The following is a 23,826-nucleotide window of genomic DNA, read 5'->3' as shown; positions in this document are numbered from 1 at the left end:
GTTGACGAATCACATAAGCCGGTGATTGCAAGCAAACGCCTCTATAAATAAAATGAAGAAAGCCCCTCAATCGAGGGGCTTTCCTATATTGTACGGCTGTGCGGGAAACGCTTACTTGAGCACTTCCACGGACACGATGCCGACCGGCTCGGTCGGACGGTCCATGCGATCGGTGTTCACGGCTTCGAGCTTGTCGACCACTGCCTTGGAATCGTCATCCGCAACCTCGCCGAAGATGGTGTGGTGGCCGTCGAGCCACGGGGTCGGCACGGTGGTGATGAAGAACTGGGAACCGTTGGTGCCGTGGATCTTGCCGTCCATGCCACGACGCAGGCCGGCGTTCGCCATGGCCAGCAGGTACGGGTGGTCGAACTTCAGATCAGGAACGATCTCATCGTCGAAGTCGTAGCCCGGGCCGCCGGTGCCGTTGCCCAGCGGGCAGCCACCCTGAATCATGAAATCCTTGATGATGCGGTGGAAGGTTAGACCGTTGTAGAACGGCTCATGGGAAGGCTGGCCGGTCATCGGATCGATCCATTCCTTCTCGCCGGTGGCAAGGCCGAGGAAATTGGCCACGGTTTCCGGGGTTTCGTCGTCGAACAGGTTGATTTTGATGTCACCTTCGGAGGTGCGCATGATAACTGTAGTCATGGCTCCAAGTGTCTCATGGGCTTGAGACCGGCGTGGATGCCGACGGCACGGATACAGGACGGCGGATTGGTAGACGCGTAGTATTAAGACGGTGTTCGAACGGTCAAGAAAAGAGGAACGAACATGTCGATGAAGGACACGCTGAAGAAAGCCAAGATCGCGGCGATGAAAGCCAAGGACAAGGCCAAGCTCAACCCGATCAACCTGACGTTGGCGGACATCCAGAACCTGGAGATCGCCAACGGTCACGAAGCGACCGACGAGGAAGTGCTCAAGGTCATCCAGAAGGGCGTCAAGACCCGTCGTGAGACCGCCAAACTGTACGAAGACAAGGGACTGGCGGACAAGGCCGCTCCCGAAACCGCCGAGGCCGATTTCCTGGAAACCTTCCTGCCGGCGGCCGCCAGCGACGAGGACTACGCCAAAGCCGTCGCCGACGCCGTGGCAGAAGTGAACCCGGCCGGCCCCAAGGACATGGGTCGCGTCGTCAAAGCCGCTCGTGCCGCGCTTGCCGGCAAAACCATCGATGGCGGCAAGCTGGCCGGTCTGGTCAAGGCCGAGCTCAACAAGTAATCGTCTACGAGCAGCGTCTCTTTCCGCGTACGAAAAGCGGGTCCAAACAACAAACGTTTGGACCCGCTTTTCATAAGGAACGCGAATGTGCTGGCTCAACGCTCGTGATGGTCGATATGGTCGGACACCACGTCGCCGATGGTCTGCACGATCTGCACGAGAATGACGCACAGGATCACGGCAACGGTCATCACGTCGTACTGGTAACGCTGGTAGCCGTAACGGATGGCGATATCGCCCAGGCCGCCCGCGCCGACGGTACCGGCCATGGCGGAGAAGCCGAACAGAGTGATGAACGTCAGTGCCGCACCGCGCACCAGCGATGGCAGGCTTTCGAACAGCAGCACCTTGAACACGATCTGCAGGTTGCTGGCACCGAAGCTTTGCGCGGCCTCCACCAGACTGCCGTCCACTTCGGCGAGCGACTGTTCCACCACGCGCGCCACGAACGGAGCCGCGGTGATGACCAGCGGCACGATGGCGCCCGGCACGCCGAGCGAGGTGCCGACAATCAGTCGGGTCAGCGGGATGATGGCCACCAGCAGAATGATGAACGGCACGGAACGCACGATGTTCACGATCCAGCCGAGCACGGTGTTGAGCGGTGCATTCGGACGGATGCCCTTTTTCGCGGACGTGATGAGCAGCACGCCGACCGGCAGGCCGATCACATATGCCAGCAGCGTCGCCACAGCAGTCATGATGATCGTGTCACGCACGCCTTCGACCAGCAGTTCGCCATAATCGGCGATGAATTGCGAAACCACCTGTCCCATCTCACTTCACCTCTTTCTGGGCGGAATCATCGGCCGTCCCATTCTTCGCGCCATCCGCCGTTTCGTGCGTATGCCGATGGTTCGTCACCTTCGCGTCGGCGATCAAAGTCTTCAGAATGTCACTGTGCGGATCGGCGAACAGCGCTTCCGTATCGCCCATTTCCACAATGCGGCCTCCGTCTATCATGGCCACACGGTCGCAGATGTTGCGTGCCACGGACAGCGAATGCGTGATGACGACCAGCGTCACATTAAGTTCACGGTTGATGCGACGCAGCAGGTCGAGGATCTGCGCCGTCGTGGTGGAGTCGAGCGCGCTGGTGGCCTCATCGCACAGCATGATGGACGGATTGTTGGCCAACGCGCGTGCGATGGCCACGCGCTGCTGCTGGCCGCCGGACAGCTGGCTGGGGTAGCGGTCGGCCAGATCAGCCAGACCGACCAGATCGAGCAGATACCGCGCACGTTCCTCACGCTTGGCTTTCGGCGTGTGGTTGAGTTCCAGCGGGAAGGTCACGTTGCGTAGCACGGTGCGCTGTTGAAACAGGCTGAAGTTCTGGAAGATCATGCCGATTCCGGCGCGTACGTCCGCCAGCTCCTTGCCTTTCACGCCGGTGATGTCTCGTCCGTCGATGAGCACCTTGCCGGAAGTGGGGCGTTCCAGCAGGTTGATGCAACGCACCAATGTCGATTTGCCCGCGCCGGACGAGCCGAGAATGCCGAAGACCTCACCCGAATCGATGGTCAGGTTAATGTCGTGCAGCACCTCATGCGCTTCGGCGCCACTGCCGTAGCTTTTGTGCAGATGGTCGATCTGAATCGTCATAATGTCCTGTTCCTAATCGTGTTCCATAACAAGAATGCCGCAGGGTAGTATACCTGCGGCATTGAACTCCTACTGCCGAAACGGGTCTTAGAAGACCGGAACGACAGCGCCCTTGTAGTTCTTGTTGATGTAGTCACGCACCTCGTCGGACTTCAAAGCCTTCTTGAGCTCCTTGGTCTTGGCGGTGTTCTCATTGCCTTCCTTCACCACGAGGATGTTCTGGTAGGTCTTCGCGGCCAGACCGTCGGCCTTCTCGGTGGCTAGCGTGTCCTTGGTCGGGTCGAAGCCGGCCTGGATGGCGTAGTTGCCGTTCAGGGCTGCGATGTCGACATCCTTGATGACGGTCGGCACGACGGCGGCCTCAAGCTCCTTGAACTTCAGGTTCTTCGGATTGGAGGTGATGTCCTTCGGCGTGGCGTTGATGTCCTTCGGATCCTTCAGCTTGATCAGGCCGGCATCCTGCAGCAGCAGAAGCGCGCGGGCCTCGTTGGTGGCATCATTCGGTACGGCCACGGTGGCGCCGTCCTGAAGATCCTTCAGCTCCTTGGTCTTGCCCGGGTACAGGCCGAACGGCTCGAAATGGATGCCCTCCACGGACACCAGATGCGTGCCCTTCTCCTTGTTGAAGTTGTCGAGGTACGGCTTGTGCTGGAAGTAGTTGGCGTCAACCTCGCCATCCTCGGTGGCGGTGTTCGGCTGCACGTAGTCGGTGAACTCCTTGACGACCAGCTTGTAGCCGTCCTTCTCGACGAGCGGTTTGACCGCCTTGTTCAGAATCTCCGCGTGCGGGGTCGGGGAGGCGGCCACGGTGATGGTCTTGTCGTCCTCCTTGGAGGCGGCACCGTTGGAACCGGAATTGCCGCAGCCTGCCAGGCCGAAGGTCGCGAGCGTGGTGACGGCGAGCAGTGCGCCGAGAATCTTCTTGTTACGCATGGTTGAGTTCCTCTCTCTCAATTTCGCTACACGGCCCGGACGCTTACTGCGGTTGCGGGCCAACGATTGACCAATATAGAGGAACCTGTGACGGCAACACGTCGCGCGCTTATCGGAATTATTTATAAAGGGCGCAAAAACCGCAGGAATATGCGAAAAACAGACTTGTGAATCGTAAATAATCTTGCGGAAACACCGTCATATAACGCCGAAATGCTTAAGCGCGTTGGCTATGCCGGCGTCGTCGACGCTGTCGGTGACGTAATCGGCCGCCGCTTTCGGCTCGTCGGTGGCGTTGCCCATTGCCACGCCGATTCCCGCGAATCGTAGCATGTCCACATCGTTGCCGCCGTCGCCGAATGCGATCGCATTGTCTTTCGTCCAACCGAAATGCTCCAGCATCACCTGCATACCAACCGCCTTGCCTCCATCGGCGGGAATCAGATCGGTGAAAGCGGGATGCCATCTGACGCCGCGCACGTTGCCGCACATGCTGGCGATTTCGGCTTCCATCGTCTCGTCCACATACGGGCTGATTTGGAACGTGGAATGGTTTGCGATGCGTTCGCGCGGATCATGCACGTCGATTTTCGGCGCGGTCTTGCCGAGACTGTTCCACGTGCGTTCCAATGCGGCGTTCGTGCGATTGAAATACCCGTAGTCGCTTTCCGCATAGTTGGCGACCACGTCGGCATGCGTTTCAAGCCAGTCGGTGATCAGCTTCACGTCGGCCTGGTCGATCGGATGCCGGTAGTCGAGACCGTCGCGCGTGGTGCAATACTGGCCGTTAAGTCCCACGATGCCGTCGAACGTGACGGGAATGGTATCAAGCACCACGCCCATGTAGGAGGGTGCGCGGCCCGAACAGATGAACACCTTCACGCCATTGCGCTGCAATGCATGCAACGCGTCGACGGTGGACTGCGGCACCACATGCGTGACGAAACTCGTCAACGTGCCGTCGATGTCGAAAAACGCCGTCTTGATGTCCTGAGCCATGCTGCCTCCATGAAAAACCATGTCAAACCCGGTATCCAGCTTACGAGGATATATGCGAAAACGTCGTGCACGGCACGGAACACGACCACGAAAATAGGAAAAACGGCCGGATGTGCCTACAATCGTCAACCATGAGCGAACATATCGAAATCACGCCGGAGATCATCGAAATCAGGCACTATCTGCATGCGCACCCCGAACGCAGCTTCAAGGAATACGAGACCAGCGCCTACATTGAGAAGCTGCTGCGCGCACACGACATCGAAGTGCTCAACAATCCGCTCGAAACCGGCGTGGTCGGACTGATCCGCGGCGACCAGCCGGGACCACGCATCGCATTGCGCGCCGACATCGATGGTCTGCCCATCCAGGAAGACACCGGTCTGCCGTTCTCATCCGTCAACGACGGCGTGATGCACGGCTGCGGCCACGACCTGCACATGTCGTACATGCTCGGCGCGGCGTTCTGGCTCGCCAAGCATCGCAAGCGCATCAAGGGCTCCATTAAACTGCTGTTCCAGCCCGCCGAGGAACTTGGCCTCGGCGCGAAGGCCATGGTCGACGCGGGACTGCTCGCCGACGTATCAGCCGCCATCGGCGCGCACAACAACCCGAACTACGCGCCCGGACAGATCGCCGTCGGCCCCGAACCGATGATGGCCGGCTGCGTGAAATTCCATGTAACCCTGCACGCCACCGGCACACACGCCGGCTATCCGCACAAGGGCACCGGCCCGATCGAGGCGCTCGCCACCATGGTCCTCGCATTGCAGACCATCGTGAGCCGTAACGTCTCGCCGTTCCATCCGCTCGTACTGTCCATCACCGAGATGCACGGCGGCCACGTGTGGAACGTCGTACCCGACAAGGCGAGCTTCCAAGGCACCGTACGATACTTCCACAAGTCCGACGGTGAACTGGTGGAGAAACGCTTCAAGCAACAGGTCCAGTCCATTGCGGCCGGTTATGGCATCACCGCCGACATCGATTGGGACGATTTCCAGAACCCGCTCGTCTCCGATACGGAACTTTCCAAGATAGTCGCCGACAACGTGCGCGATTACGCCCAGCTCGAACCCATCCACCCGTCGATGGCGGGGGAGGACTTCTGCGATTTCATGCCCGTCACCATGCCTGTGTTCGCCTTCATCGGATCTAACGGCGAGGAAGGCTGCCCGGATTGGCACAGCCCGCATTTCGTCGGTCTTGACGAATCGCTGCAAGCCGGCGTGGAATTCTACGCCAACGCGGCGCTGACGGTGCTCAACGAACTGTCGTGACGCCACGTGCGGAACGCCGTAATCGTAATTTTCATAATCGTAAAAACACAACATATCCAACAAATCAACGGTAGGTTAGGCAGCTATGACAGACATTCGCTTCGCACTCGCCCAAATCGACACCTGCGTCGGAGACCTTGATTCCAACGCCGACAAGGTCATGCGATACGCGCATCTCGCCGCTCGGCAGGGCGCGCAAGTCGTCGTGTTCCCGGAAATGACATTGACCGGATACCCCATCGAAGACCTCGCACTGCGTGCCACCTTCCGCAAAGCCGCATGGGACAAAGCCAACTGGCTCGCCACCGAACTGGCATCCGACAGTCTCGGCGAACTATATGTGGTGGTCGGCACTGTAGGCACCGACCGTGAAACCTCCAAACCGCGCAACCGACTCGTCGTCCTGCACGACGGCGTTGTCTGGGCCGGCTACGACAAGCATTTCCTGCCCAATTACGGCGTGTTCGACGAATTCCGCATCTTCAGCCCCGGCAACAAATCCATGGTGCTCGACGTGAACGGCGCGCGCATCGGCGTGGCCATCTGCGAGGACATCTGGCAGGACGGCGGCCCTGTGGCCGAACTCGCCAAGGAGAACATCGACCTGCTGCTGACCATGAACGGTTCGCCATACGAGGAAGGCAAAACCGACACCCGTCTCGACCTCGCGGTGCGCCGCGCGGCCGAAGTGAACGCCCCGATGATCTACCTGAACCAAGTGGGCGGCCAGGACGACCTCGTCTTCGACGGCGGCAGCTTCGTTGTGGACACCAACGGCACCCTGCTTGAGTGCTCGCCGATGTTCATGGAGGATCTGAGCTTCTTCGACTTGGACACGTCCGCGGAGCATCAGAAGGTCGGTACGATCGCAGCCAAGCCCGATCCGGACGAGGAAGTGTACACCGCCTGCGTGCTGGGTCTGAAGGATTACATGGCCAAGAACCATTTCAAGGGCGTGTGCCTGGGCCTGTCCGGCGGCATCGATTCCGCGCTCGTGGCTGCCATGGCGGCCGACGCGGTGGGCGGCGAGAACGTGTACGGCATCTCCATGCCGAGCATGTATTCGTCCGACGGATCCAAGGACGATGCAGCTGATCTGGCGCGCAATATCGGCGCGCATTATGACATCCAGCCCATCGAGCCGCTGTTCGTCTCCTTCCAAAACCAGCTGGAACTGGAAGGCGTCGCCGCCGAGAACCTGCAGGCGCGCATCCGCGGCGTCATCGTCATGGCCTACTCGAACTCCAAAGGACTGCTGGCCGTGGCCACCGGCAACAAGTCCGAACTGGCATGCGGCTATTCCACGATCTACGGCGATGCGGTCGGCGGCTATGCGCCGATCAAGGACCTGCTCAAGACCCGCGTGTGGGAGATCTCCCGCTGGCGCAACAAGGCTGCCGCCGCCGGCATGGGCATCGGCGGTCTGCATGTCGTCGGCAACGAGCAGGGGAGCGCGGGCACTGCGCTGCCGGATGGTGTGATGATCCCCGTCAACTCGATCGAGAAGGCGCCGTCCGCCGAATTGCGCCCAGGGCAGAAGGATTCCGATTCACTGCCGGAATACGCGCTGCTCGACCAAGTATTGGCGATGTACATCGAGCATGCTCATGGCCGCGCCGACCTGCTGGCCGACGGCTTCGACGAGGCGACCGTCGACACGGTCATGCGATTGGTCGACCGCGCCGAATGGAAGCGTCGCCAGTATCCGCTGGGACCGAAGGTGACGGCGCTGGCGTTTGGACGTGATCGCCGTCTGCCGGTCACCAACGCATTCCGCGAATAATCGGCGATCGCAAGTAGAACATCGAGAGCCGAAGGAAGCCGATATGGAAAAGCAGTGGTATTTCAACACCGTCACCGAGCAGCCGGAATTGGGCATGATTTCCCCGGCAAGCCACCGCATGGGGCCGTACAGAACCCGTGAGGACGCGCTCGACGCGTGGAAGATCGTGCAGGAACGCAATCTCAAATGGGAGGAACAGGACCGCGAATGGAAACGCTGGTCAGCGGACGGCTCGGCATCTTCCGAAAAGTGAATTCCATATGAAAACCACGCCCGATTGTGATTTATGTCACTAATTTCGGGAGTGGTTTTCAGGCTTTTCGCAGATGATTGCCGTTACAATCGTGAAGTAGCGACGGCGTAACGATGCGTCGCCAACCGACACCCAGTAAGGAGTGGAAATGGCAGCAGTTGATGCAACGGCGGTCTCCCAGGAGGAACTTGAGGCTAAGGCTTGGGAAGGCTTCACCGAGGGCAACTGGCAGAAGGACATTGATGTCCGCGACTTCATCCAGAAGAACTACACGCCATATGAGGGCGACGAGTCCTTCCTGGCTGACGCCACCGACAAGACCAAGCACCTGTGGAAGTATCTGGACGACAACTATCTGTCCGTGGAGCGCAAGCAGCGCGTCTACGACGTGGACACCCACACCCCGGCGGGCATCGACGCCTTCCCGGCCGGCTACATCGATTCCCCGGAAGTCGACAATGTGATTGTCGGTCTGCAGACCGATGTGCCGTGCAAGCGCGCCATGATGCCGAACGGCGGCTGGCGTATGGTCGAGCAGGCCATCAAGGAAGCCGGCAAGGAGCCCGATCCGGAGATCAAGAAGATCTTCACCAAGTACCGCAAGACCCACAACGACGGCGTCTTCGGCGTCTACACCAAGCAGATCAAGGTAGCTCGCCACAACAAGATCCTCACCGGCCTGCCGGATGCCTACGGCCGTGGCCGCATCATCGGCGATTACCGTCGTGTGGCCCTGTACGGCGTGAACGCGCTGATCAAGTTCAAGCAGCGCGACAAGGACTCCATCCCGTACCGCAACGACTTCACCGAGCCGGAGATCGAGCACTGGATCCGCTTCCGTGAGGAGCATGACGAGCAGATCAAGGCCCTGAAGCAGCTGATCAACCTCGGCAACGAGTACGGCCTCGACCTGTCCCGCCCGGCACAGACCGCACAGGAAGCCGTGCAGTGGACCTACATGGGCTACCTCGCCTCCGTCAAGAGCCAGGACGGCGCCGCCATGTCCTTCGGCCGTGTCTCCACCTTCTTCGACGTCTACTTCGAGCGCGACCTGAAGGCCGGCAAGATCACCGAGACCGACGCACAGGAGATCATCGATAACCTGGTCATGAAGCTGCGCATCGTGCGCTTCCTGCGCACCAAGGATTACGACGCGATCTTCTCCGGCGATCCGTACTGGGCGACTTGGTCCGACGCCGGCTTCGGCGACGACGGCCGTACCATGGTCACCAAGACCTCGTTCCGTCTGCTCAACACCCTGACCCTCGAGCACCTCGGACCTGGCCCGGAGCCGAACATCACCATCTTCTGGGATCCGAAGCTGCCGGAAGCCTACAAGCGCTTCTGCGCCCGAATCTCCATCGACACCTCGGCCATCCAGTACGAGTCCGATAAGGAAATCCGCTCCCACTGGGGCGACGACGCCGCCATCGCATGCTGCGTCTCCCCGATGCGCGTGGGCAAGCAGATGCAGTTCTTCGCCGCCCGTGTGAACTCCGCCAAGGCCCTGCTGTACGCCATCAACGGCGGACGCGACGAGATGACCGGCATGCAGGTCATCGACAAGGGCGTCATCGACCCGATCAAGCCGGAAGCCGATGGCACGCTGGATTACGAGAAGGTCAAGGCCAACTACGAGAAGGCCCTCGAATGGCTGTCCGAGACCTATGTGATGGCTCTGAACATCATCCATTACATGCATGATAAGTACGCTTACGAGTCCATCGAGATGGCTCTGCACGACAAGGAAGTGTACCGCACCCTCGGCTGCGGCATGTCCGGCCTGTCGATCGCGGCCGACTCCCTGTCCGCATGCAAGTACGCCAAGGTCTACCCGATCTACAACAAGGACGCCAAGACCACGCCGGGCCACGAGAACGAGTACGTCGAAGGCGCCGATGACGATCTGATCGTCGGCTACCGCACCGAAGGCGACTTCCCGCTGTACGGCAACGATGATGACCGTGCCGACGACATCGCCAAGTGGGTCGTCTCCACCGTCATGGGCCAGGTCAAGCGTCTGCCGGTGTACCGCGACGCCGTCCCGACCCAGTCCATCCTGACCATCACCTCCAATGTGGAATACGGCAAGGCCACCGGCGCCTTCCCGTCCGGCCACAAGAAGGGCACCCCGTACGCTCCGGGCGCCAACCCGGAGAACGGCATGGACTCCCACGGCATGCTGCCGTCCATGTTCTCCGTCGGCAAGATCGACTACAACGACGCTCTTGACGGCATCTCGCTGACCAACACCATCACCCCTGATGGTCTGGGCCGCGACGAGGAAGAGCGTATCGGCAACCTCGTTGGCATCCTGGACGCCGGCAACGGCCACGGCCTGTACCACGCCAACATCAACGTGCTGCGCAAGGAGCAGCTCGAGGATGCCGTCGAGCATCCGGAGAAGTACCCGCACCTGACCGTGCGCGTCTCCGGCTACGCGGTGAACTTCGTCAAGCTCACCAAGGAACAGCAGCTCGACGTGATCTCCCGTACGTTCCACCAGGGCGCTGTCGTCGACTGAACGGCACAATCAGCCAAATGAAAGCCGCCGCATGAAACGACGGTAATGCGAAGGGACGGAGCTCGTGGCTTCGTCCCTTTCGCTTTTCCCATATCGTTTTCCCATATGATTGGGATGGCAGATGAAAGGGGACATTGATGTCTGAACATATTTTCCGTTCCACGACCAGACACATGCTGAGGGATTCCAAGGACTACGTCAATCAGACGCTGATGGGAGGCCTGTCCGGATTCGAATCGCCAATCGGCTTGGACCGTCTCGACCGCATCAAGGCGTTGAAAAGCGGCGATATCGGTTTCGTGCACTCGTGGGACATCAACACTTCCGTGGATGGTCCTGGCACCAGAATGACCGTGTTCATGAGCGGATGCCCTCTGCGCTGCCAGTACTGCCAGAATCCGGATACTTGGAAGATGCGCGACGGCAAGCCCGTCTACTACGAAGCCATGGTCAAGAAAATCGAGCGGTATGCCGATTTATTCAAGGCCACCGGCGGCGGCATCACTTTCTCCGGCGGCGAATCCATGATGCAGCCGGCTTTCGTGTCACGCGTGTTCCATGCCGCCAAGCAGATGGGAGTGCATACCTGCCTCGACACGTCCGGATTCCTCGGGGCGAGCTACACCGATGACATGGTGGATGACATCGACCTGTGCCTGCTTGACGTCAAATCCGGCGATGAGGAGACCTACCATAAGGTGACCGGCGGCATCCTGCAGCCGACCATCGACTTCGGACAGCGTCTGGCCAAGGCAGGCAAGAAGATCTGGGTGCGTTTCGTGCTCGTGCCGGGCCTCACATCCTCCGAAGAAAACGTCGAGAACGTGGCGAAGATCTGCGAGACCTTCGGCGACGCGTTGGAACATATCGACGTATTGCCCTTCCACCAGCTTGGCCGTCCGAAGTGGCACATGCTGAACATCCCATACCCGTTGGAGGACCAGAAAGGCCCGTCCGCGGCAATGAAACAACGTGTGGTCGAGCAGTTCCAGTCGCACGGCTTCACCGTGTACTAAACGCCCGTCCTCTCAATGGCTTCCCCATATTCGCTGGATATGCGGAACGCCTCATATCGGTCCATGCCACCGACTGAATCGATGGCATGGACCAATTTATTCATACGCTGAAAAATCTTCACATTCGACGCGTGGCAAAGTGGTTCGAAATACTACGAAATGCCCTTCTCTGTCGTAGCCTTGAACTATGGCAGACATCTTTGATTTTCCACGAGATGCGCGCAACGTGGCGCGCGCCGATGGCAAGGAAGCGGATATGGGCGGCGAAGCCCCACAGACCATGCTTATGCGACCGCAGGGCGTTCCCGACCAAGTCTGGAACGCGGTGCTTTCCGTGGACCGTATGCGGCGTTTGAAAGGCATGACATACCGTGAGATTCCGGTGCCCAATTCCATGGCGAACTTCGGCATCGGCGTCGCGTTGGAATGCGATGAAACATACGCATCCGGCTGGATCATGATCCTGTACTCGCTCAAATTCCGAGAGGACTGGCACTCCCACTGGCGTTGCGTGGCTTTCGCATCCCTGCCACTGCCCGACAAGGAGGACGACTGCCTGACTCCGGGCATGTACTGGGACATGATGATGGAACGTCTCAATCCAAACGATTCCGAACATGTATCCGGCACCGTCACAGTCACCCAAAACACAGCATTCGGCCATGACCCCGACGTGCCCAGGGTGGGCTGCGAGATCCGGGTGTCTTGGACTCCACTAGACTATGCCGATGGAGGCCTTGACGCCGGCTCCCAAGTCGGACAGTGGGCGTCGTTCCTCCGGTCCATGACGCAATCCGAGGAGGAAAACCCCGTTGACTGATGAGCCGAAGCTGCTGGCGGAACCGCGCGAAGGCGTGCCCAACGTGATCGACACGTTGCCGGCATTCCGTGACTATTGCAGTGAGCTGGCTTCCTCACATGGCTCCCTTGCCGCGGACGCGGAACGCGCATCCGGCTTCCGGTATGGGCATGAGGACTGGTTGGTGCAGTTCAAACGCGACGGAGCCGGCATCGGCCTGCTCGATCCGCAGGCGCTCGCCGCGGCCGGGGCGGATTGGAACGATTTCAACCGTGCCGTCGGAGATGCGGTATGGATTCTGCATGATTCCCTGCAGGATCTTCCGGGATTCGACGAACTCGGCATGGAACCGCAACGGCTGTTCGACACGGAAATCGCCGCGCGTCTGCTGGGATTGAAACGATTCGGACTCGCCGCTGTCACCGAGCATTTTCTTGGACTGACCCTTGCCAAAGAACATTCTGCGGCTGACTGGTCGTATCGTCCGTTGCCCCGCGACTGGCGAAATTACGCGGCGTTGGACGTCGAACTGCTCATCGAGCTTGAAACGAAGATGCGCGCCGAACTCAAACGCCAAGGCAAGATGGAATGGGCTCAGGAAGAGTTCGATTACGCGCTCAAAGAAGGTCTGGGACCACGCAAGGAGCATCTGATTCCCTGGATGCATGTCTCGCACATCACTGAAGTCATGCGTGACCGGCAGGCGCTGGCCATCGTCCGCGCGCTATGGACCCGACGCGACGAACTCGCGCGCGAATACGACATCGCGCCGACCCTGCTATTGTCCGACAGCTCCATTATCGAAGTGGCGAAACGCAAACCACACAACGCTGCGCAATTCCGTTCGATTCGCTCCATCAACGAACGTGTGCGCATCCATACCGATTCCGAACAGGACAAGATGTTCGAACGGTACGCGCCGATTCAACGCAAAATCAAACCGAGCATGTGGAAGAACATCATCCAGGACGCGCTCGCCCTGCCGCCAAGCGAATGGCCGGACGTGGACGGCGGCGCCGCGCGGCGTCATGAATCGCAGTCAGCCTCGGCTCCCAAATCGATTCGCGTGTGGAAGGAACGGTATCCGGAACGTCTGCAAGTGCTCAACAGGGTGCGCAAGGCGGTCTCCCAGATAGCGGAGGACACGCGCACGCCTGTGGAAATCGTCATCAAACCGCAGTATTTGCGTAACCTGTGCTGGACGGACGAACCTCGTAAGCGTGACGTCGCGCGATTCCTCAGCGAACAGGGCGCACGCGACTGGCAGGTCTCCCTAGTTGCAGAGTCCGTAAGTCGCGCTATTATATAGAGGTTGCCTAACGGCAGAAATATGAAGAACCGTATTTTTCAGGAGCGCAAGCGTGAAAATCAGCGTCAGGAATCTTGAGCCGACCAAGGTGAAGCTCACCGTCACCGTCGACCCGGAGGAGTTCAACCCGTATCTCGACGAGGCTCGCAAGGAAATCGCAAAGCAGGTCAACGTGCCTGGCTTCCGTAAGGGCCACGTGCCCGGCAAGATCATCGACCAGCGTATCGGCTTCGGTGCCGTCGCCGGCGAAGCTGTGAACAACGGCGTGCCGGAGCTGTATTCCAAGGCTCTTGAAACCAAGAAGATCCACCCGATGGCCCAGCCGGAGATCGACGTTCAGGACGTGCCGGAATCCGCCAAGGATGAGACCAAGCTGAAGTTCGTCGCCACCGTTGAGCGTCGCCCGGACATCGAACTGCCGGCTCTTGACGGCATGGAGATCGAGGTCGCCAAGGCCGAGGTCACCGATGAGGACATCAACAACCGTCTGGAAGCCCTGCGCCAGCGTTTCGGCACCCTCGTGAGCGTCGACCGTCCGGCCGCCAAGGGTGACTACGCCAACATCGACCTCAACGCCGAAATCAACGGCGAAACCGTCGACTCCCAAGAGGGCGTGAGCTACGAGCTCGGCTCCGCCACCATGCTCGACGGCCTGGATGAGGCCCTCGAAGGCCTGTCCGCCGGTGAGGAAACCAGCTTCGAAGGCACCCTCGAGGCCGGCAAGCACGAAGGCGAGAAGGCCCTGATCAAGGTCAAGGTCAACTCCGTCAAGGCCGAGGAACTGCCGGAACTCGATGACGACTTCGCTTCCGAAGCCTCCGAGTTCGACACCCTCGACGAGCTGAAGGAAGACCTGAAGAAGGTCGCCGCTCAGGACGCCGAAAGCCGTCAGGCCACCGCCGCTCGTGACGCGTTCATCGCCAAGCTCGAGGATGGCCTCGAGATTCCGGTGCCGAAGGGCGTCAAGGCCGAAATGGTCGAGCAGCAGCTCAAGAACGTGACCGCGGATCCGTCCAAGGCCACCAAGGAGCAGAAGGCCGAAGCCGAAGAAACCGTGGAGAAGGAACTGCGCGACCAGATGGTGCTCGACGTGCTCGCCGAGACCATGGACGTCAAGGTCTCCCAGGGTGAGGTCTTCAACTTCCTCGCCTCCATCGCCCAGCAGTACGGCATGGACCCGAACGCCTTCATCCAGGCCATCATCCGCAACGGCCAGATCGGTTCCGCCGTGCAGGAAGTCGGCCGCTCCAAGGGCCTGCTCTCCGGCATGCGCGCCGTGACCTTCAAGTCCGAGGGCGAGACCCTGGACCTGAGCGCCTTCCTCGGCGAAGCCGCTGAAGACGAAGAGTCCGAGAGCGTTGAAGCCGCTTCCGCAGCCGCCGCTGTGGCCGATTCACTCGCCGCCGACAAGGACGCCGAGTGAATCGCTGCCGCCGATAGGCTAAAGCGCTGACAAACGCGTAAAGAAGGCTGGAATCCTTTGATGATTCCAGCCTTCTTCGTTTTTCTCTCAAATACTGGAGGTTCGACTCTCCTCAATGATGCAACCAATATTATGAATCAGGCGTCGGCGACATGTTCCGCCGACGATAGAGGGGAGAATCAAATGAAGGACGCTACGCGGGAGAACCCTGCGAAGACCACGCATACCGATTTGAAACGCAAGATGGAGGTACGCCACCTCCGCATGATTTCACTGGGAGGCGTGATAGGTACGGGACTGTTCCTCAGCTCCGGCTACACCATCACAACCAGGCGGGCCCATTGGGCACGGTCATCGCCTACGCTATCGGCGCGGTGATTGTGTATCTGGTCATGCTCAGCCTCGGCGAGCTTTCCGTCGCCATGCCGGAAACCGGCTCATTCCATGTGTATGCGACCAAATTCATCGGTCCTGGAACAGGCTTCACCGTCGCGATCCTGTATTGGCTGACCTGGACGGTCGCATTGGGGTCCGAATTCACCGCTGCCGGACTTATCTGCGCAAATGGTTCCCCGGCACGCCGGTATGGATTTGGAGTGCCCTGTTCATCGTGGTGATCTTCACCTCGAACGCGCTTTCCGTGCGCTTCTTCGCGGAAACCGAATTCTGGTTCTCTTTCATCAAAGTGGCGGCCATCGTGCTGTTCATCCTCATAGGCGGTTGCGCGGTGTTCGGCGTGCTGCCGATTCAAGGGTATGACCATGCGCCGCTATTCGAGAACTTCGTGAAGGACGGATTGTTCCCCAACGGGTGGATGCCGGTGTTCACCACCATGCTGACGGTGAACTTCGCCTTCTCCGGCACCGAGCTGATCGGCGTAACGGCCGGCGAGACCAAAGATCCTGACAAAGCCATCCCGAAGGCGAGCCACACCACCCTGTTCCGTCTCGTCATCTTCTTCATCGGTTCCATCGTGGTCATGGCTTCGCTGATTCCTTGGCAGGACGCCGGTGTGGACGAAAGCCCCTTCGTACTGGTGTTCAACTCCATTGGTCTGCCTTTCGCCGGCGACGCGATGAACTTCGTTGTGCTCACCGCGATTCTTTCGGCTGCGAACTCCGGGTTGTACGCCTCCACACGCATGCTGTGGTCCTTGGCGAACGAAGACATGATCCCACACAACATCGCCAAAACCAATAGCAGGGAGTGCCGATGACCGCGCTTCGCCTGAGCATGATCGGCGGTCTGCTGGCATTGCTGTCCAGCGTCGTGGCCGCTTCCACGGTTTATCTGGTATTGGTGTCCGTGTCCGGTTTGGCCGTCGTGATCGTGTGCTTCCAGCAATTCGGGCCATCCGACAGGTTACGGACAAGCCGATCATCGTGTATCCGAACAACGGTGACATCTACGATCCGAAAACCAAAACCTGGTCGCCTAATCCCACCGGTTCCGAACCGGCCTTCGCCCATCTGGTACCGCAATGGATCGACGCGGGAGCCCGACTCATTGGAGGATGCTGCCGAACGACTCCAGACGATATCCGAACCATAGCGCATGCCGCTTCGGCGAACGTCTGACGAGCAGCAGAGATAGCTAACCGGACCTTAACCGGACCTATATACTGGCAGGTGTGATGAATTCTCAAGGATATGCGGTAGTCGACTTCGAAACCACGGGTTTAAGTCCCGCAAAAGGCGACCGGGCCATCGAAATCGGCCTGGTGCATGTGGCTCCGGACGGTACGCTCGAAGACGAGCATGAGACGCTGATTCATGTCGATCGCAGTGTCGGCGCCTCATGGGTGCATCACATTACCGCACGCGAACTGCTGCATGCTCCCGATTTCGAAGGTATCGCGCATGAGCTGCGCGACCTGCTCGCCGGACGCGTGTTCGTGGCACACAACGTGTCGTTCGATTCACGGTTCCTACTTGCGGAATACTCGCGTATGGGAGCTTCCATTCCGGTCGATCAAAGCACCATGCTGTGCACGATGAAACTGTCGCGTTCCCTGATCGGACGGGGCAAGCTCGCCGACTGCTGCGAGTATTTCGGCATTGCCAACGAGGATGCGCATAGCGCGTTAAGCGACGCTCACGCCACCGCCATACTGCTCGGACGACTGTTGGAAGCCGACCCGAAATGGCCCGGCTTCCAACGTCGGCTGGACGCGGCCGGTGCCGCTGCGGAACAATGGCCCACATTCGCAACCCTGCCGAAGAAGGAATGGCTGCCGCGCGGCACGCATCTTGCGTAGTGACGACGGGCACTGAAACGCTGATTGGCGCTTATGAGAACAGGAATTTGATTTCGGCGAAGAACTCACGGACCATATTGTTGACCAGCATGTCCTTCGGGGAACTTGTCGCGATGCCCTGCGCCTGCTTCAGACCATTGGCATGTGCGATCTGCAAGGCACGGAACATGTGGAAATCATTGGTGACGATACCGACCGAAGCGTTCTCCTGCCGCATGAGCTTCTTGCTGTTGACGATGTTCTCCATAGTGGATTCCGACTTGGACTCCTGGATGATGCGGTTTTCCGCAATCCCATGCTTCTGCAGATAATCGGCCATGCCCTGCGCTTCGGCGAACGGCTCGTTATGGCCCTGACCGCCGGAAACAATGCAGATGGTATCCGGATTCTCCTCCAGATAATCGATGGTTCTGTCCAGCCGATAGCGCAACGCTTTGCTGGGGCCTGACTCGCGCACCTGCGCGCCAAGCACAATCACATAATCAAGATCCGGCTCGCCCTGAGCGTTCATATTGCCGATGATGCAACCCTCTATTGTGCAAAACGCGACAATGCCGATGGCCACCACAGCGATGATGGCGCCCCTGATGATCCGGGGAAGCGCCACCCACCAGTGACATGCGATGCCAATCGCCAGCAATGCGAAAACAACGGCGAGAACCAGCCAGACCTTCCAAAATCCCGTGCCCGAATGCGTCCTCAACACGGCGAACGCGTAGGCCGCCGACAGCAACGCCAGCGCAACACACACCACAATCGCCAGCCGTCGCAGCATCATCTTCATCGCAAGCCTCGTGTCGTCATCGTCCTACATCACTTCATACCGTGTATCAGCGTAATGAAATCATTCCCGCAGAGTGCCGTACCGTGCCCGAATGCGAACGATTCTTTCGCATTTGCCCTGAGCGCATCTTCGATAGGGGCGAGGTATAGGATGGTTGCATGACTTGTGAAACACCTACCATCCGTCCGTTGCGTCGCACCGATTTTCCCGCTTTGGAAGAGCTGATACGGCTCGCATGGTACGACGATGGCAACGATTCACACAACACGCATGACGAGGTCGGACAGACGTCAGGCCCAGACAAGCATCGCGCCGAACTACGCAAGGCGACCCGTCTGCGCAACATGCATCGACTTGCCGCAATCGACATGCAGGATTGCCTGGCCCGCACCACCAAAGCATACGTTGCCGAACTTAATGGGCAGGTGCTCGGCGTGATTCTCGGATCGCTGCGTTCGGATATCACCGGTCGGCAGCGGACACGCCATATGCTGCGCCGACATTGCCTCACGTTGCCGTTGCTGGCAAGCCACGAGGGACGTCACGGTCTGCTTGCGCAGCTGGCCATTCTGCAGGCCGACGAGGCGTTGAAACATGACGCGGGCAAGGAGTACGAGGCCGAAGTGGTGCTGTTCGTCGTTTCCCCGGCCGCACGAGGCATGGGAGTGGGGCGCAGACTGTTCAACCATATGCTTGGCGTATTCCATGACGCCGGCCTGCGCGAATACTTCCTGTTCACCGACAGCACATGCGATGTCGGCTTCTACGACCATCGCGGACTAATCCGCAAAGCCGAACGTGATGACCGGAACGATGGTTCCTCGCGGCCGAATCCGACAGACAGCTCGTCCAGCGGGTTGACGGTCGGCACGACAAGCCTGTTGGCGGATGACGAGCCCATGTCTTACTTCCTGTACGAAGGACGTTGCTGAAGTCATTCCCCACTGAAACAGTGCTTGCTCAAGCAAGAAGCCACACATTTTGGACTGGATGCGCGGCTTCTTGGCTTTCCCACATGGCATCATGCATGCCAGCGAGCGGCGAATTTCCTATGCGTTGAGGAGCGAAAACGGCCGGAACTCGGAGCATGGAACATTTTCGGCAACAATAGGCCGTATAATGGCGCGCGTCGTTCCTGCCCGGGCCGCGCAGGTCGAGGAACGGCCCACGGCGACCGCCGCGATCTCCAACTCACGGTGCGCGGCGTCAACCAAGGCAAGGATTCATCATGGCAGAGCCATCCTCTGAAACGATTACCCAAAAACCACGCATCCCGATGCTGAAGCATGCTCCGCAAACAACGGAGGAAACACGCAGATCCCTGAAATGGCGTGTCGTCGACATCGCCGTCGGAGCGGCCGTCGGCGTAATGTCCGGCGTGATGTTCTGGGTGTTCGATGGCATGTCCTATGGCTTGTTTCCTTTACTGACCCTGATACTTCCAGGCTCCGCGGCACTGCTGCACGCATTGTTCTATTTCCCCGCCACACTGAGCTTGCTGATCGTACGCAAACCGGGCGCGTCGGCCTACGTGCTGTTGGTCGCCTCGTTCGTCGAAGTGGTGCTTGGTACGAAATACAGTGTGAGCCTGGTGGTGATCGCGCTTGTGCAGGCGCTTGCCGCCGAAGCGGTGTTCGCGGTGTTCCGCTACCGTCGTTGGACGCTTGGCGTCACGTTGCTGTCGGCCGTGGCGATCGGCATTGTATACAACTTCTACCTGTTGTTCTTCTATTACCAGGCGTTTTCGTTCTTCAGTCCGCGTGGACTCATCGGCATGGCATGCGAGTTGCTGAGCGCGGTCGTATTCGCCGGGTTCGGTTCGTGGGTCCTCTACCGAGCCTTGGCCAAGTCGGGAGTCCTCACCCGCTTCGCCTCCGGACGATGACGCATGCTCGGGGGAATTTACTTTGATTGGTCGGCGTGCCGGAATGTGAACCAGGCGAGGAGCTGCTGCTCGCTGACGGGCTCGAAATCCCACGCATCAAGCCCCACATTCACGCTGAGCGGATCGGTGCCGTCGGGAATGCCTTGATGCGTATGACCATAGAGCAGCCAACCTTCGGTGGTCGGCGCCACATCGGCGAACTTGTTCCAGTTTTCCGGCCAGTTGCCGTGTTCTTCGGCCAATGCCGAGAGCCTGGGGAAGTGGCTCATGCCTATGGTCTGCCGTGCGGTTGCGGCCGTCGGCTTGCCGGAGCCGTCGAGAACGGGAAGCTCCATGTCGATCTCGCGGTAGTCATCGATGGTCTCGAACACGTCCTCGTATAGCGCGTCATTGGAGCGGAGACGGAAGTTGCGGTCGTGGTTGCCGATGATCAGGTGCAGATGGCGGCAGTTGATGCGGCGTAGACAGTCGAGCGTGTGCTCGACGGTGCAACGGTAGGAGAGATCGCCGAGAATCCATAGCTCGTCATCACGCCCGACGGTCTCGTTGATGTTGCCGATGATGGTGTTCTCATGGCGTGTGATGTCGCAGATTGCTTTGAACGACGTCTGATTGTCGCGTACGTATTGTTGATCCATGCGTGCGCGGCGGCGCGACCCTGCGCCTGCCAGACATCACGGTATTCGGTGCGGAGCCTGCCATTGTTCAGGAATCCGCGCAGTGCGGTGACCAGAGGGTGGCCGAAATGCGTGTCCGAAGTGAAATAGCGCATGTGATTCCTTACGGTATGCGGTTGCTGGATGTTTTTATCAATGATAGAGCGCAACATCACGCGAATGACTCTCCCCAAAAACGCTTGTTGGCTTGTTTGTGGCACCGTTTGGCGATTATGGCGAGTATGAGCGTTGGAATTCCAACGCTCATGCTTCGGGTTTTGGCGTTCGGCTGCCACATTGCAAATTCTGTGAATCTAGAGTTTTAGTAATCCAGATATGGAATATTAGCAAAACATGTCAATAAGATATAAAATGATAAAAAATAGTGATTGGAGTGGCAATGGTAGTTCAGCTTGCGACACGTGTTGATGATGATCAGGCGGAAGAGTTCCGTGAAACGACAAAGAAGCTCGGTCTTTCCACGGCTGATGCGCTGCGTATGTTCGTCTCGTCCTTTAATGAATATCAGGGGTTCCCATACCAGGTACGAGTTCGACAGGTTGCGGAACCGTTCGAGAATGAACGGGAGGCTTCTGATTTCGCTAATGATTTGTCGATGAGGATGATCGCTGATGAGGAGGGGTGAGATCTGGACTGTGCTGGCTGATGGTTACGCGAGAAAGCCTCGGCCGGTTGTCGTTGTGCAGAATGACGAAATCGAGGGTTTTGACTCTACCGTGGTATGCCTGATGATTTCTTTTACGTCGGATGATATGACTACCCGGGTTAAAGTTCCTCCTACTGCGCAGAATGGTTTGATTAAAATAAGTTGGGTGATGACGGAGAAGATTCTTGCAGTGCACACTTCGGCATTGGGCCAACGCATTGGAATTTTGGAAGATGATGTCATGCGCCAGGTGGAAAAGAAACTTGCACATGTTCTAGCTCTATGAAAGCGCTTGATGTGATTTCGCGGGTCGCTATGCCGCAGCAGATAGCGGAGATTGCTCGTCCTATCGCGCTGCGGCATCATGTCAATGAACTGTACCTGTTCGGTTCCATGGCTCGAGGGGAGGGGCATGCGGATTCGGATATCGATTTCATCTATCAGTTTGACGACACCGCCAATCCAATGATTGATGAGTGGGCTTTGCGTGATGATCTTGCATCGACTTTTGGTCGGGAGATCGACTTGGTGAAAAAACGATACATTACCACTGAACTGCAGGACAGACTGGCTGAAATGCAGCGTGTGATATTCGTCAATTCCATAACCTCCAATCCGATGTTCCGCATTATCTGAGGTGTGTCATATTTATCATTTTCTTCGATACTGGGCTTTCTCATGACAATGAGATTCGGGGAGCTGACAAATATTGGTCAGGTGGCTGTGTCTAATGCCACCGTTTAGGATGACATAATCCCCAGAAATAGTTATCATTCGACTCAGCTTGTTTTATAAGCATGGATGAATATGTGGAATTCTTTTTTATTCCATCGATTAAATCCATGAGAACAATAAGAGATTTCCAGACGGAGCGGTCTTCATAAGCATATGAGCCATAGCGCTCAGCTGTGGCATCAAGGACTGGGGGAGGAAGGACAATCTCCCTGTTCCAAAGACGGCAATGGTGCGAGCAAATGTTGCGTAGATACACCATGCTGTGAATGATTTGCGCAGCACGTTGACGATTTTTCCCTAGAGAAAGCGACTGATTGAGTTCGTCAACAGCTGTTGTGTTGGTATGCAATGAAATCATTTTTGAGAGAGTGTCAAAGGGCATCGCCTCGACCGCCGCCCATATGGGAATAGGCTCGTTGTTATTCCGATAATGGCGAATGCATACTTCGCTGGAACGTTCAAGCCATTTGTGAATGTTCTCAATTAGAACTTCTCTGGCTTCGGTGCCATCGGAATATTTGATTGTCTTATATGAGCTGAGTTCCGTGTAGGAGTAGGCTCCTCCGTTTTGAGCAAGGTAGTAAGCGAAATGGGCCCGAAGCGTTTGTTCTAAGGATGATGTTCCACGAAGGATGAGTAGACGTAGCTGTTCATCCATCAAATAAGGAATCATGAAATCCTTAATGTGCGTTCCATTTCGAAAGCGATTATTGCCATGAGAAGGATCAATCTGAAAGGCTCGGAAGTAGCCGGACAATCTGTAATAGTTGCAATCAAGGAGGACGGTGCTGAAATCGGAGAATCCGGTGATATCCAAGCCGCGTTCTTCGACTAAAAGCGTCATCATTTCCTGTATTGTTTTTGGCTGCTTCGTCATGGCGTATCCTTGTGCGACTTGATAAAAAAAAGAGCCCCCGGATTTGAGCATTGTTAAGAGGCTTGGAGGCTACTGTTATTAGTTACGATAGCATAGTTGGTTCGCTTGGTCGATTCGAGCGTGTCTCAAGGAATGCTCTACCGTTGTTACAGAGAAGAAGAGACCCACCGCGTTTCAGGACGTAAACGTAGCCTTGGGTGGGCGCTGATACACAGAACTGTACATCCCTGGGCAAGTGAACGTGCCGTACATGAACAGAATATGTAATCAAGATGTTGGTACGCGAGAATGCATGAAAGTGCGCGAACGCATTCTGACGGATTACTAACCTAGATGCAGGTTCTATCTGTTGGAACCCCTGTCGCGCTCGCGAAGAAAACGTGGCTCATAGTGAATGCAGATTGGGCAGCGTGCAACTATTCAGGTGTTATCTACGAACGTATATACAGCGTCAATTGGCTTTATTACTATTGCCGTAGGCAAATTCAACCGGATATCTCTGAGCATTCTTCGCAAGCTTATCGAGGATTATCTCGTCAAGGTCAAATCCAAATTTGTCAGATAGCATGATGCAATACATGAGTACATCTGCTATTTCCTCATGAATATGTTCGATATTGCTGTCTTGTGGCTCGTCGTTCCATTGAAAACATTCCAGAAGTTCTGCGGCCTCAATGCTGATAGATTTGGCAAGATTGCCGGGAGTGTGGAATTGAGACCAGTCCCGCTCTGCTACGAATTTACGGATCGCGTTGATGCTTGAATCGGAAATCATAATACGTAAGTGTATGTCGAATCTTTTCTGAAGGCCTCTCTCGGG

The 23,826-nt window shown here is 57.7% G+C and carries 25 protein-coding genes and 1 pseudogene; 17 read left to right on the top strand and 9 right to left on the bottom strand.

The features are described 5' to 3' along the window. Nucleotides 1-111 precede the first annotated feature (111 nt). Nucleotides 112-651, bottom strand: coding sequence for a peptidylprolyl isomerase (locus BAD_RS05345; RefSeq protein WP_011743363.1), 540 nt, complete (start codon nucleotides 649-651; stop codon nucleotides 112-114). 123 nt (nucleotides 652-774) lie between these two features. Between BAD_RS05345 and BAD_RS05340 the strand changes: the two genes are divergently transcribed. Continuing rightward, nucleotides 775-1,224 carry a GatB/YqeY domain-containing protein gene (locus tag BAD_RS05340; RefSeq protein ID WP_003810434.1) on the top strand — a complete coding sequence of 150 codons (450 nt, stop codon included), beginning with the start codon at nucleotides 775-777 and terminating at the stop codon, nucleotides 1,222-1,224. A 95-nt stretch (nucleotides 1,225-1,319) separates the two neighbouring features. Here the strand turns inward: BAD_RS05340 and BAD_RS05335 are convergent, their stop codons facing one another. From BAD_RS05335 to BAD_RS05320, 4 genes are all read right to left on the bottom strand, one after another. Continuing rightward, a complete protein-coding gene (locus BAD_RS05335; protein WP_003810432.1) occupies nucleotides 1,320-2,000 on the bottom strand; it encodes a methionine ABC transporter permease in 681 nt (226 codons plus the stop codon). Between the two features lies 1 nt (nucleotide 2,001). Next, entirely contained in the window at nucleotides 2,002-2,826 is an 825-nt protein-coding gene (locus tag BAD_RS05330; RefSeq protein WP_011743362.1) for a methionine ABC transporter ATP-binding protein, read from the bottom strand. Nucleotides 2,827-2,913: 87 nt separating this feature from the next. Beyond that, nucleotides 2,914-3,759, bottom strand: a complete 846-nt coding sequence (locus BAD_RS05325) for a MetQ/NlpA family ABC transporter substrate-binding protein (RefSeq protein ID WP_003810429.1) — start codon at nucleotides 3,757-3,759, stop codon at nucleotides 2,914-2,916. Nucleotides 3,760-3,957: 198 nt separating this feature from the next. Further along, nucleotides 3,958-4,758, bottom strand: coding sequence for a Cof-type HAD-IIB family hydrolase (locus BAD_RS05320; protein WP_021913803.1), 801 nt, complete (start codon nucleotides 4,756-4,758; stop codon nucleotides 3,958-3,960). Nucleotides 4,759-4,889: 131 nt separating this feature from the next. Between BAD_RS05320 and BAD_RS05315 the strand changes: the two genes are divergently transcribed. From BAD_RS05315 to BAD_RS05270, 11 genes and pseudogenes are all read left to right on the top strand, one after another. Then, entirely contained in the window at nucleotides 4,890-6,038 is a 1,149-nt protein-coding gene (locus BAD_RS05315) for a M20 metallopeptidase family protein (RefSeq protein WP_011743359.1), read from the top strand. Nucleotides 6,039-6,123: 85 nt separating this feature from the next. After that, nucleotides 6,124-7,821: an NAD+ synthase gene (locus tag BAD_RS05310; protein ID WP_041777345.1), complete on the top strand. Its 1,698-nt coding sequence runs from the start codon at nucleotides 6,124-6,126 to the stop codon at nucleotides 7,819-7,821. A gap of 43 nt (nucleotides 7,822-7,864) precedes the next feature. Further along, a complete protein-coding gene (locus BAD_RS05305; RefSeq protein ID WP_003810421.1) occupies nucleotides 7,865-8,074 on the top strand; it encodes a hypothetical protein in 210 nt (69 codons plus the stop codon). 148 nt (nucleotides 8,075-8,222) lie between these two features. Further along, nucleotides 8,223-10,598, top strand: coding sequence for a formate C-acetyltransferase (gene pflB, locus BAD_RS05300; protein WP_011743356.1), 2,376 nt, complete (start codon nucleotides 8,223-8,225; stop codon nucleotides 10,596-10,598). Between the two features lie 137 nt (nucleotides 10,599-10,735). Then, nucleotides 10,736-11,614 carry a pyruvate formate-lyase-activating protein gene (gene pflA, locus BAD_RS05295; RefSeq protein ID WP_011743355.1) on the top strand — a complete coding sequence of 293 codons (879 nt, stop codon included), beginning with the start codon at nucleotides 10,736-10,738 and terminating at the stop codon, nucleotides 11,612-11,614. A 187-nt stretch (nucleotides 11,615-11,801) separates the two neighbouring features. Continuing rightward, nucleotides 11,802-12,434, top strand: a complete 633-nt coding sequence (locus BAD_RS05290) for a DUF3000 family protein (RefSeq protein ID WP_011743354.1) — start codon at nucleotides 11,802-11,804, stop codon at nucleotides 12,432-12,434. Further along, on the top strand, nucleotides 12,427-13,722 hold the full coding sequence (locus BAD_RS05285; RefSeq protein ID WP_011743353.1) for an HRDC domain-containing protein: 1,296 nt from the start codon (nucleotides 12,427-12,429) through the stop codon (nucleotides 13,720-13,722). Before BAD_RS05290 ends, BAD_RS05285 begins: the two co-directional genes overlap by 8 nt. A 52-nt stretch (nucleotides 13,723-13,774) precedes the next feature. Then, nucleotides 13,775-15,145 (top strand): trigger factor, encoded by a 1,371-nt coding sequence (gene tig, locus BAD_RS05280; RefSeq protein WP_011743352.1) that lies wholly within the window; start codon nucleotides 13,775-13,777, stop codon nucleotides 15,143-15,145. 183 nt (nucleotides 15,146-15,328) lie between these two features. Continuing rightward, a pseudogene (locus tag BAD_RS09290) lies at nucleotides 15,329-16,477 on the top strand (amino acid permease); the annotation flags it as partial. Beyond that, a complete protein-coding gene (locus tag BAD_RS09285) occupies nucleotides 16,477-16,722 on the top strand; it encodes a homocysteine S-methyltransferase family protein (RefSeq protein ID WP_011743350.1) in 246 nt (81 codons plus the stop codon). The pseudogene BAD_RS09290 and the gene BAD_RS09285, both read left to right, overlap by 1 nt. A 56-nt stretch (nucleotides 16,723-16,778) precedes the next feature. Beyond that, nucleotides 16,779-17,402, top strand: coding sequence for a 3'-5' exonuclease (locus BAD_RS05270; protein WP_011743349.1), 624 nt, complete (start codon nucleotides 16,779-16,781; stop codon nucleotides 17,400-17,402). Between the two features lie 31 nt (nucleotides 17,403-17,433). Here the strand turns inward: BAD_RS05270 and BAD_RS05265 are convergent, their stop codons facing one another. Next, entirely contained in the window at nucleotides 17,434-18,186 is a 753-nt protein-coding gene (locus BAD_RS05265) for a YdcF family protein (RefSeq protein WP_011743348.1), read from the bottom strand. Between the two features lie 158 nt (nucleotides 18,187-18,344). Between BAD_RS05265 and BAD_RS05260 the strand changes: the two genes are divergently transcribed. Together BAD_RS05260 and BAD_RS05255 are read left to right on the top strand one after the other, a co-directional pair. After that, nucleotides 18,345-19,118, top strand: a complete 774-nt coding sequence (locus tag BAD_RS05260; protein ID WP_011743347.1) for a GNAT family N-acetyltransferase — start codon at nucleotides 18,345-18,347, stop codon at nucleotides 19,116-19,118. Between the two features lie 296 nt (nucleotides 19,119-19,414). Beyond that, nucleotides 19,415-20,071, top strand: coding sequence for an ECF transporter S component (locus BAD_RS05255; protein WP_041777344.1), 657 nt, complete (start codon nucleotides 19,415-19,417; stop codon nucleotides 20,069-20,071). A 17-nt stretch (nucleotides 20,072-20,088) separates the two neighbouring features. Here the strand turns inward: BAD_RS05255 and BAD_RS05250 are convergent, their stop codons facing one another. Further along, complete coding sequence (locus BAD_RS05250) at nucleotides 20,089-20,709, bottom strand: hypothetical protein (RefSeq protein ID WP_231836951.1); 621 nt, start codon at nucleotides 20,707-20,709, stop codon at nucleotides 20,089-20,091. Between the two features lie 418 nt (nucleotides 20,710-21,127). Between BAD_RS05250 and BAD_RS05240 the strand changes: the two genes are divergently transcribed. From BAD_RS05240 to mntA, 3 genes are read left to right on the top strand one after another with little or no spacing between them, the layout of a single operon-like run. Beyond that, complete coding sequence (locus tag BAD_RS05240; protein WP_033494219.1) at nucleotides 21,128-21,373, top strand: type II toxin-antitoxin system RelB/DinJ family antitoxin; 246 nt, start codon at nucleotides 21,128-21,130, stop codon at nucleotides 21,371-21,373. Then, entirely contained in the window at nucleotides 21,360-21,680 is a 321-nt protein-coding gene (locus BAD_RS05235) for a type II toxin-antitoxin system PemK/MazF family toxin (RefSeq protein WP_011743342.1), read from the top strand. Before BAD_RS05240 ends, BAD_RS05235 begins: the two co-directional genes overlap by 14 nt. Then, the gene (gene mntA, locus BAD_RS05230) at nucleotides 21,677-22,030 is read left to right on the top strand and encodes a type VII toxin-antitoxin system MntA family adenylyltransferase antitoxin (protein WP_011743341.1); all 354 of its coding nucleotides are present in this window, start codon (nucleotides 21,677-21,679) and stop codon (nucleotides 22,028-22,030) included. The genes BAD_RS05235 and mntA overlap by 4 nt, the downstream gene beginning before the upstream one ends. A gap of 91 nt (nucleotides 22,031-22,121) precedes the next feature. Here mntA and BAD_RS05225 read toward each other — a convergent pair whose 3' ends face one another. Next, nucleotides 22,122-23,006: an Abi family protein gene (locus BAD_RS05225; protein WP_085379702.1), complete on the bottom strand. Its 885-nt coding sequence runs from the start codon at nucleotides 23,004-23,006 to the stop codon at nucleotides 22,122-22,124. A 451-nt stretch (nucleotides 23,007-23,457) separates the two neighbouring features. Continuing rightward, a complete protein-coding gene (locus BAD_RS05220; protein WP_039198631.1) occupies nucleotides 23,458-23,781 on the bottom strand; it encodes a nucleotide pyrophosphohydrolase in 324 nt (107 codons plus the stop codon). Nucleotides 23,782-23,826: the final 45 nt, after the last annotated feature.

The organism is Bifidobacterium adolescentis ATCC 15703, assembly GCF_000010425.1.
Classification (GTDB): domain Bacteria; phylum Actinomycetota; class Actinomycetes; order Actinomycetales; family Bifidobacteriaceae; genus Bifidobacterium; species Bifidobacterium adolescentis.
Note: the sequence above shows the minus strand (reverse complement) of the source record. Positions and strands in the feature narration are given on the sequence as shown.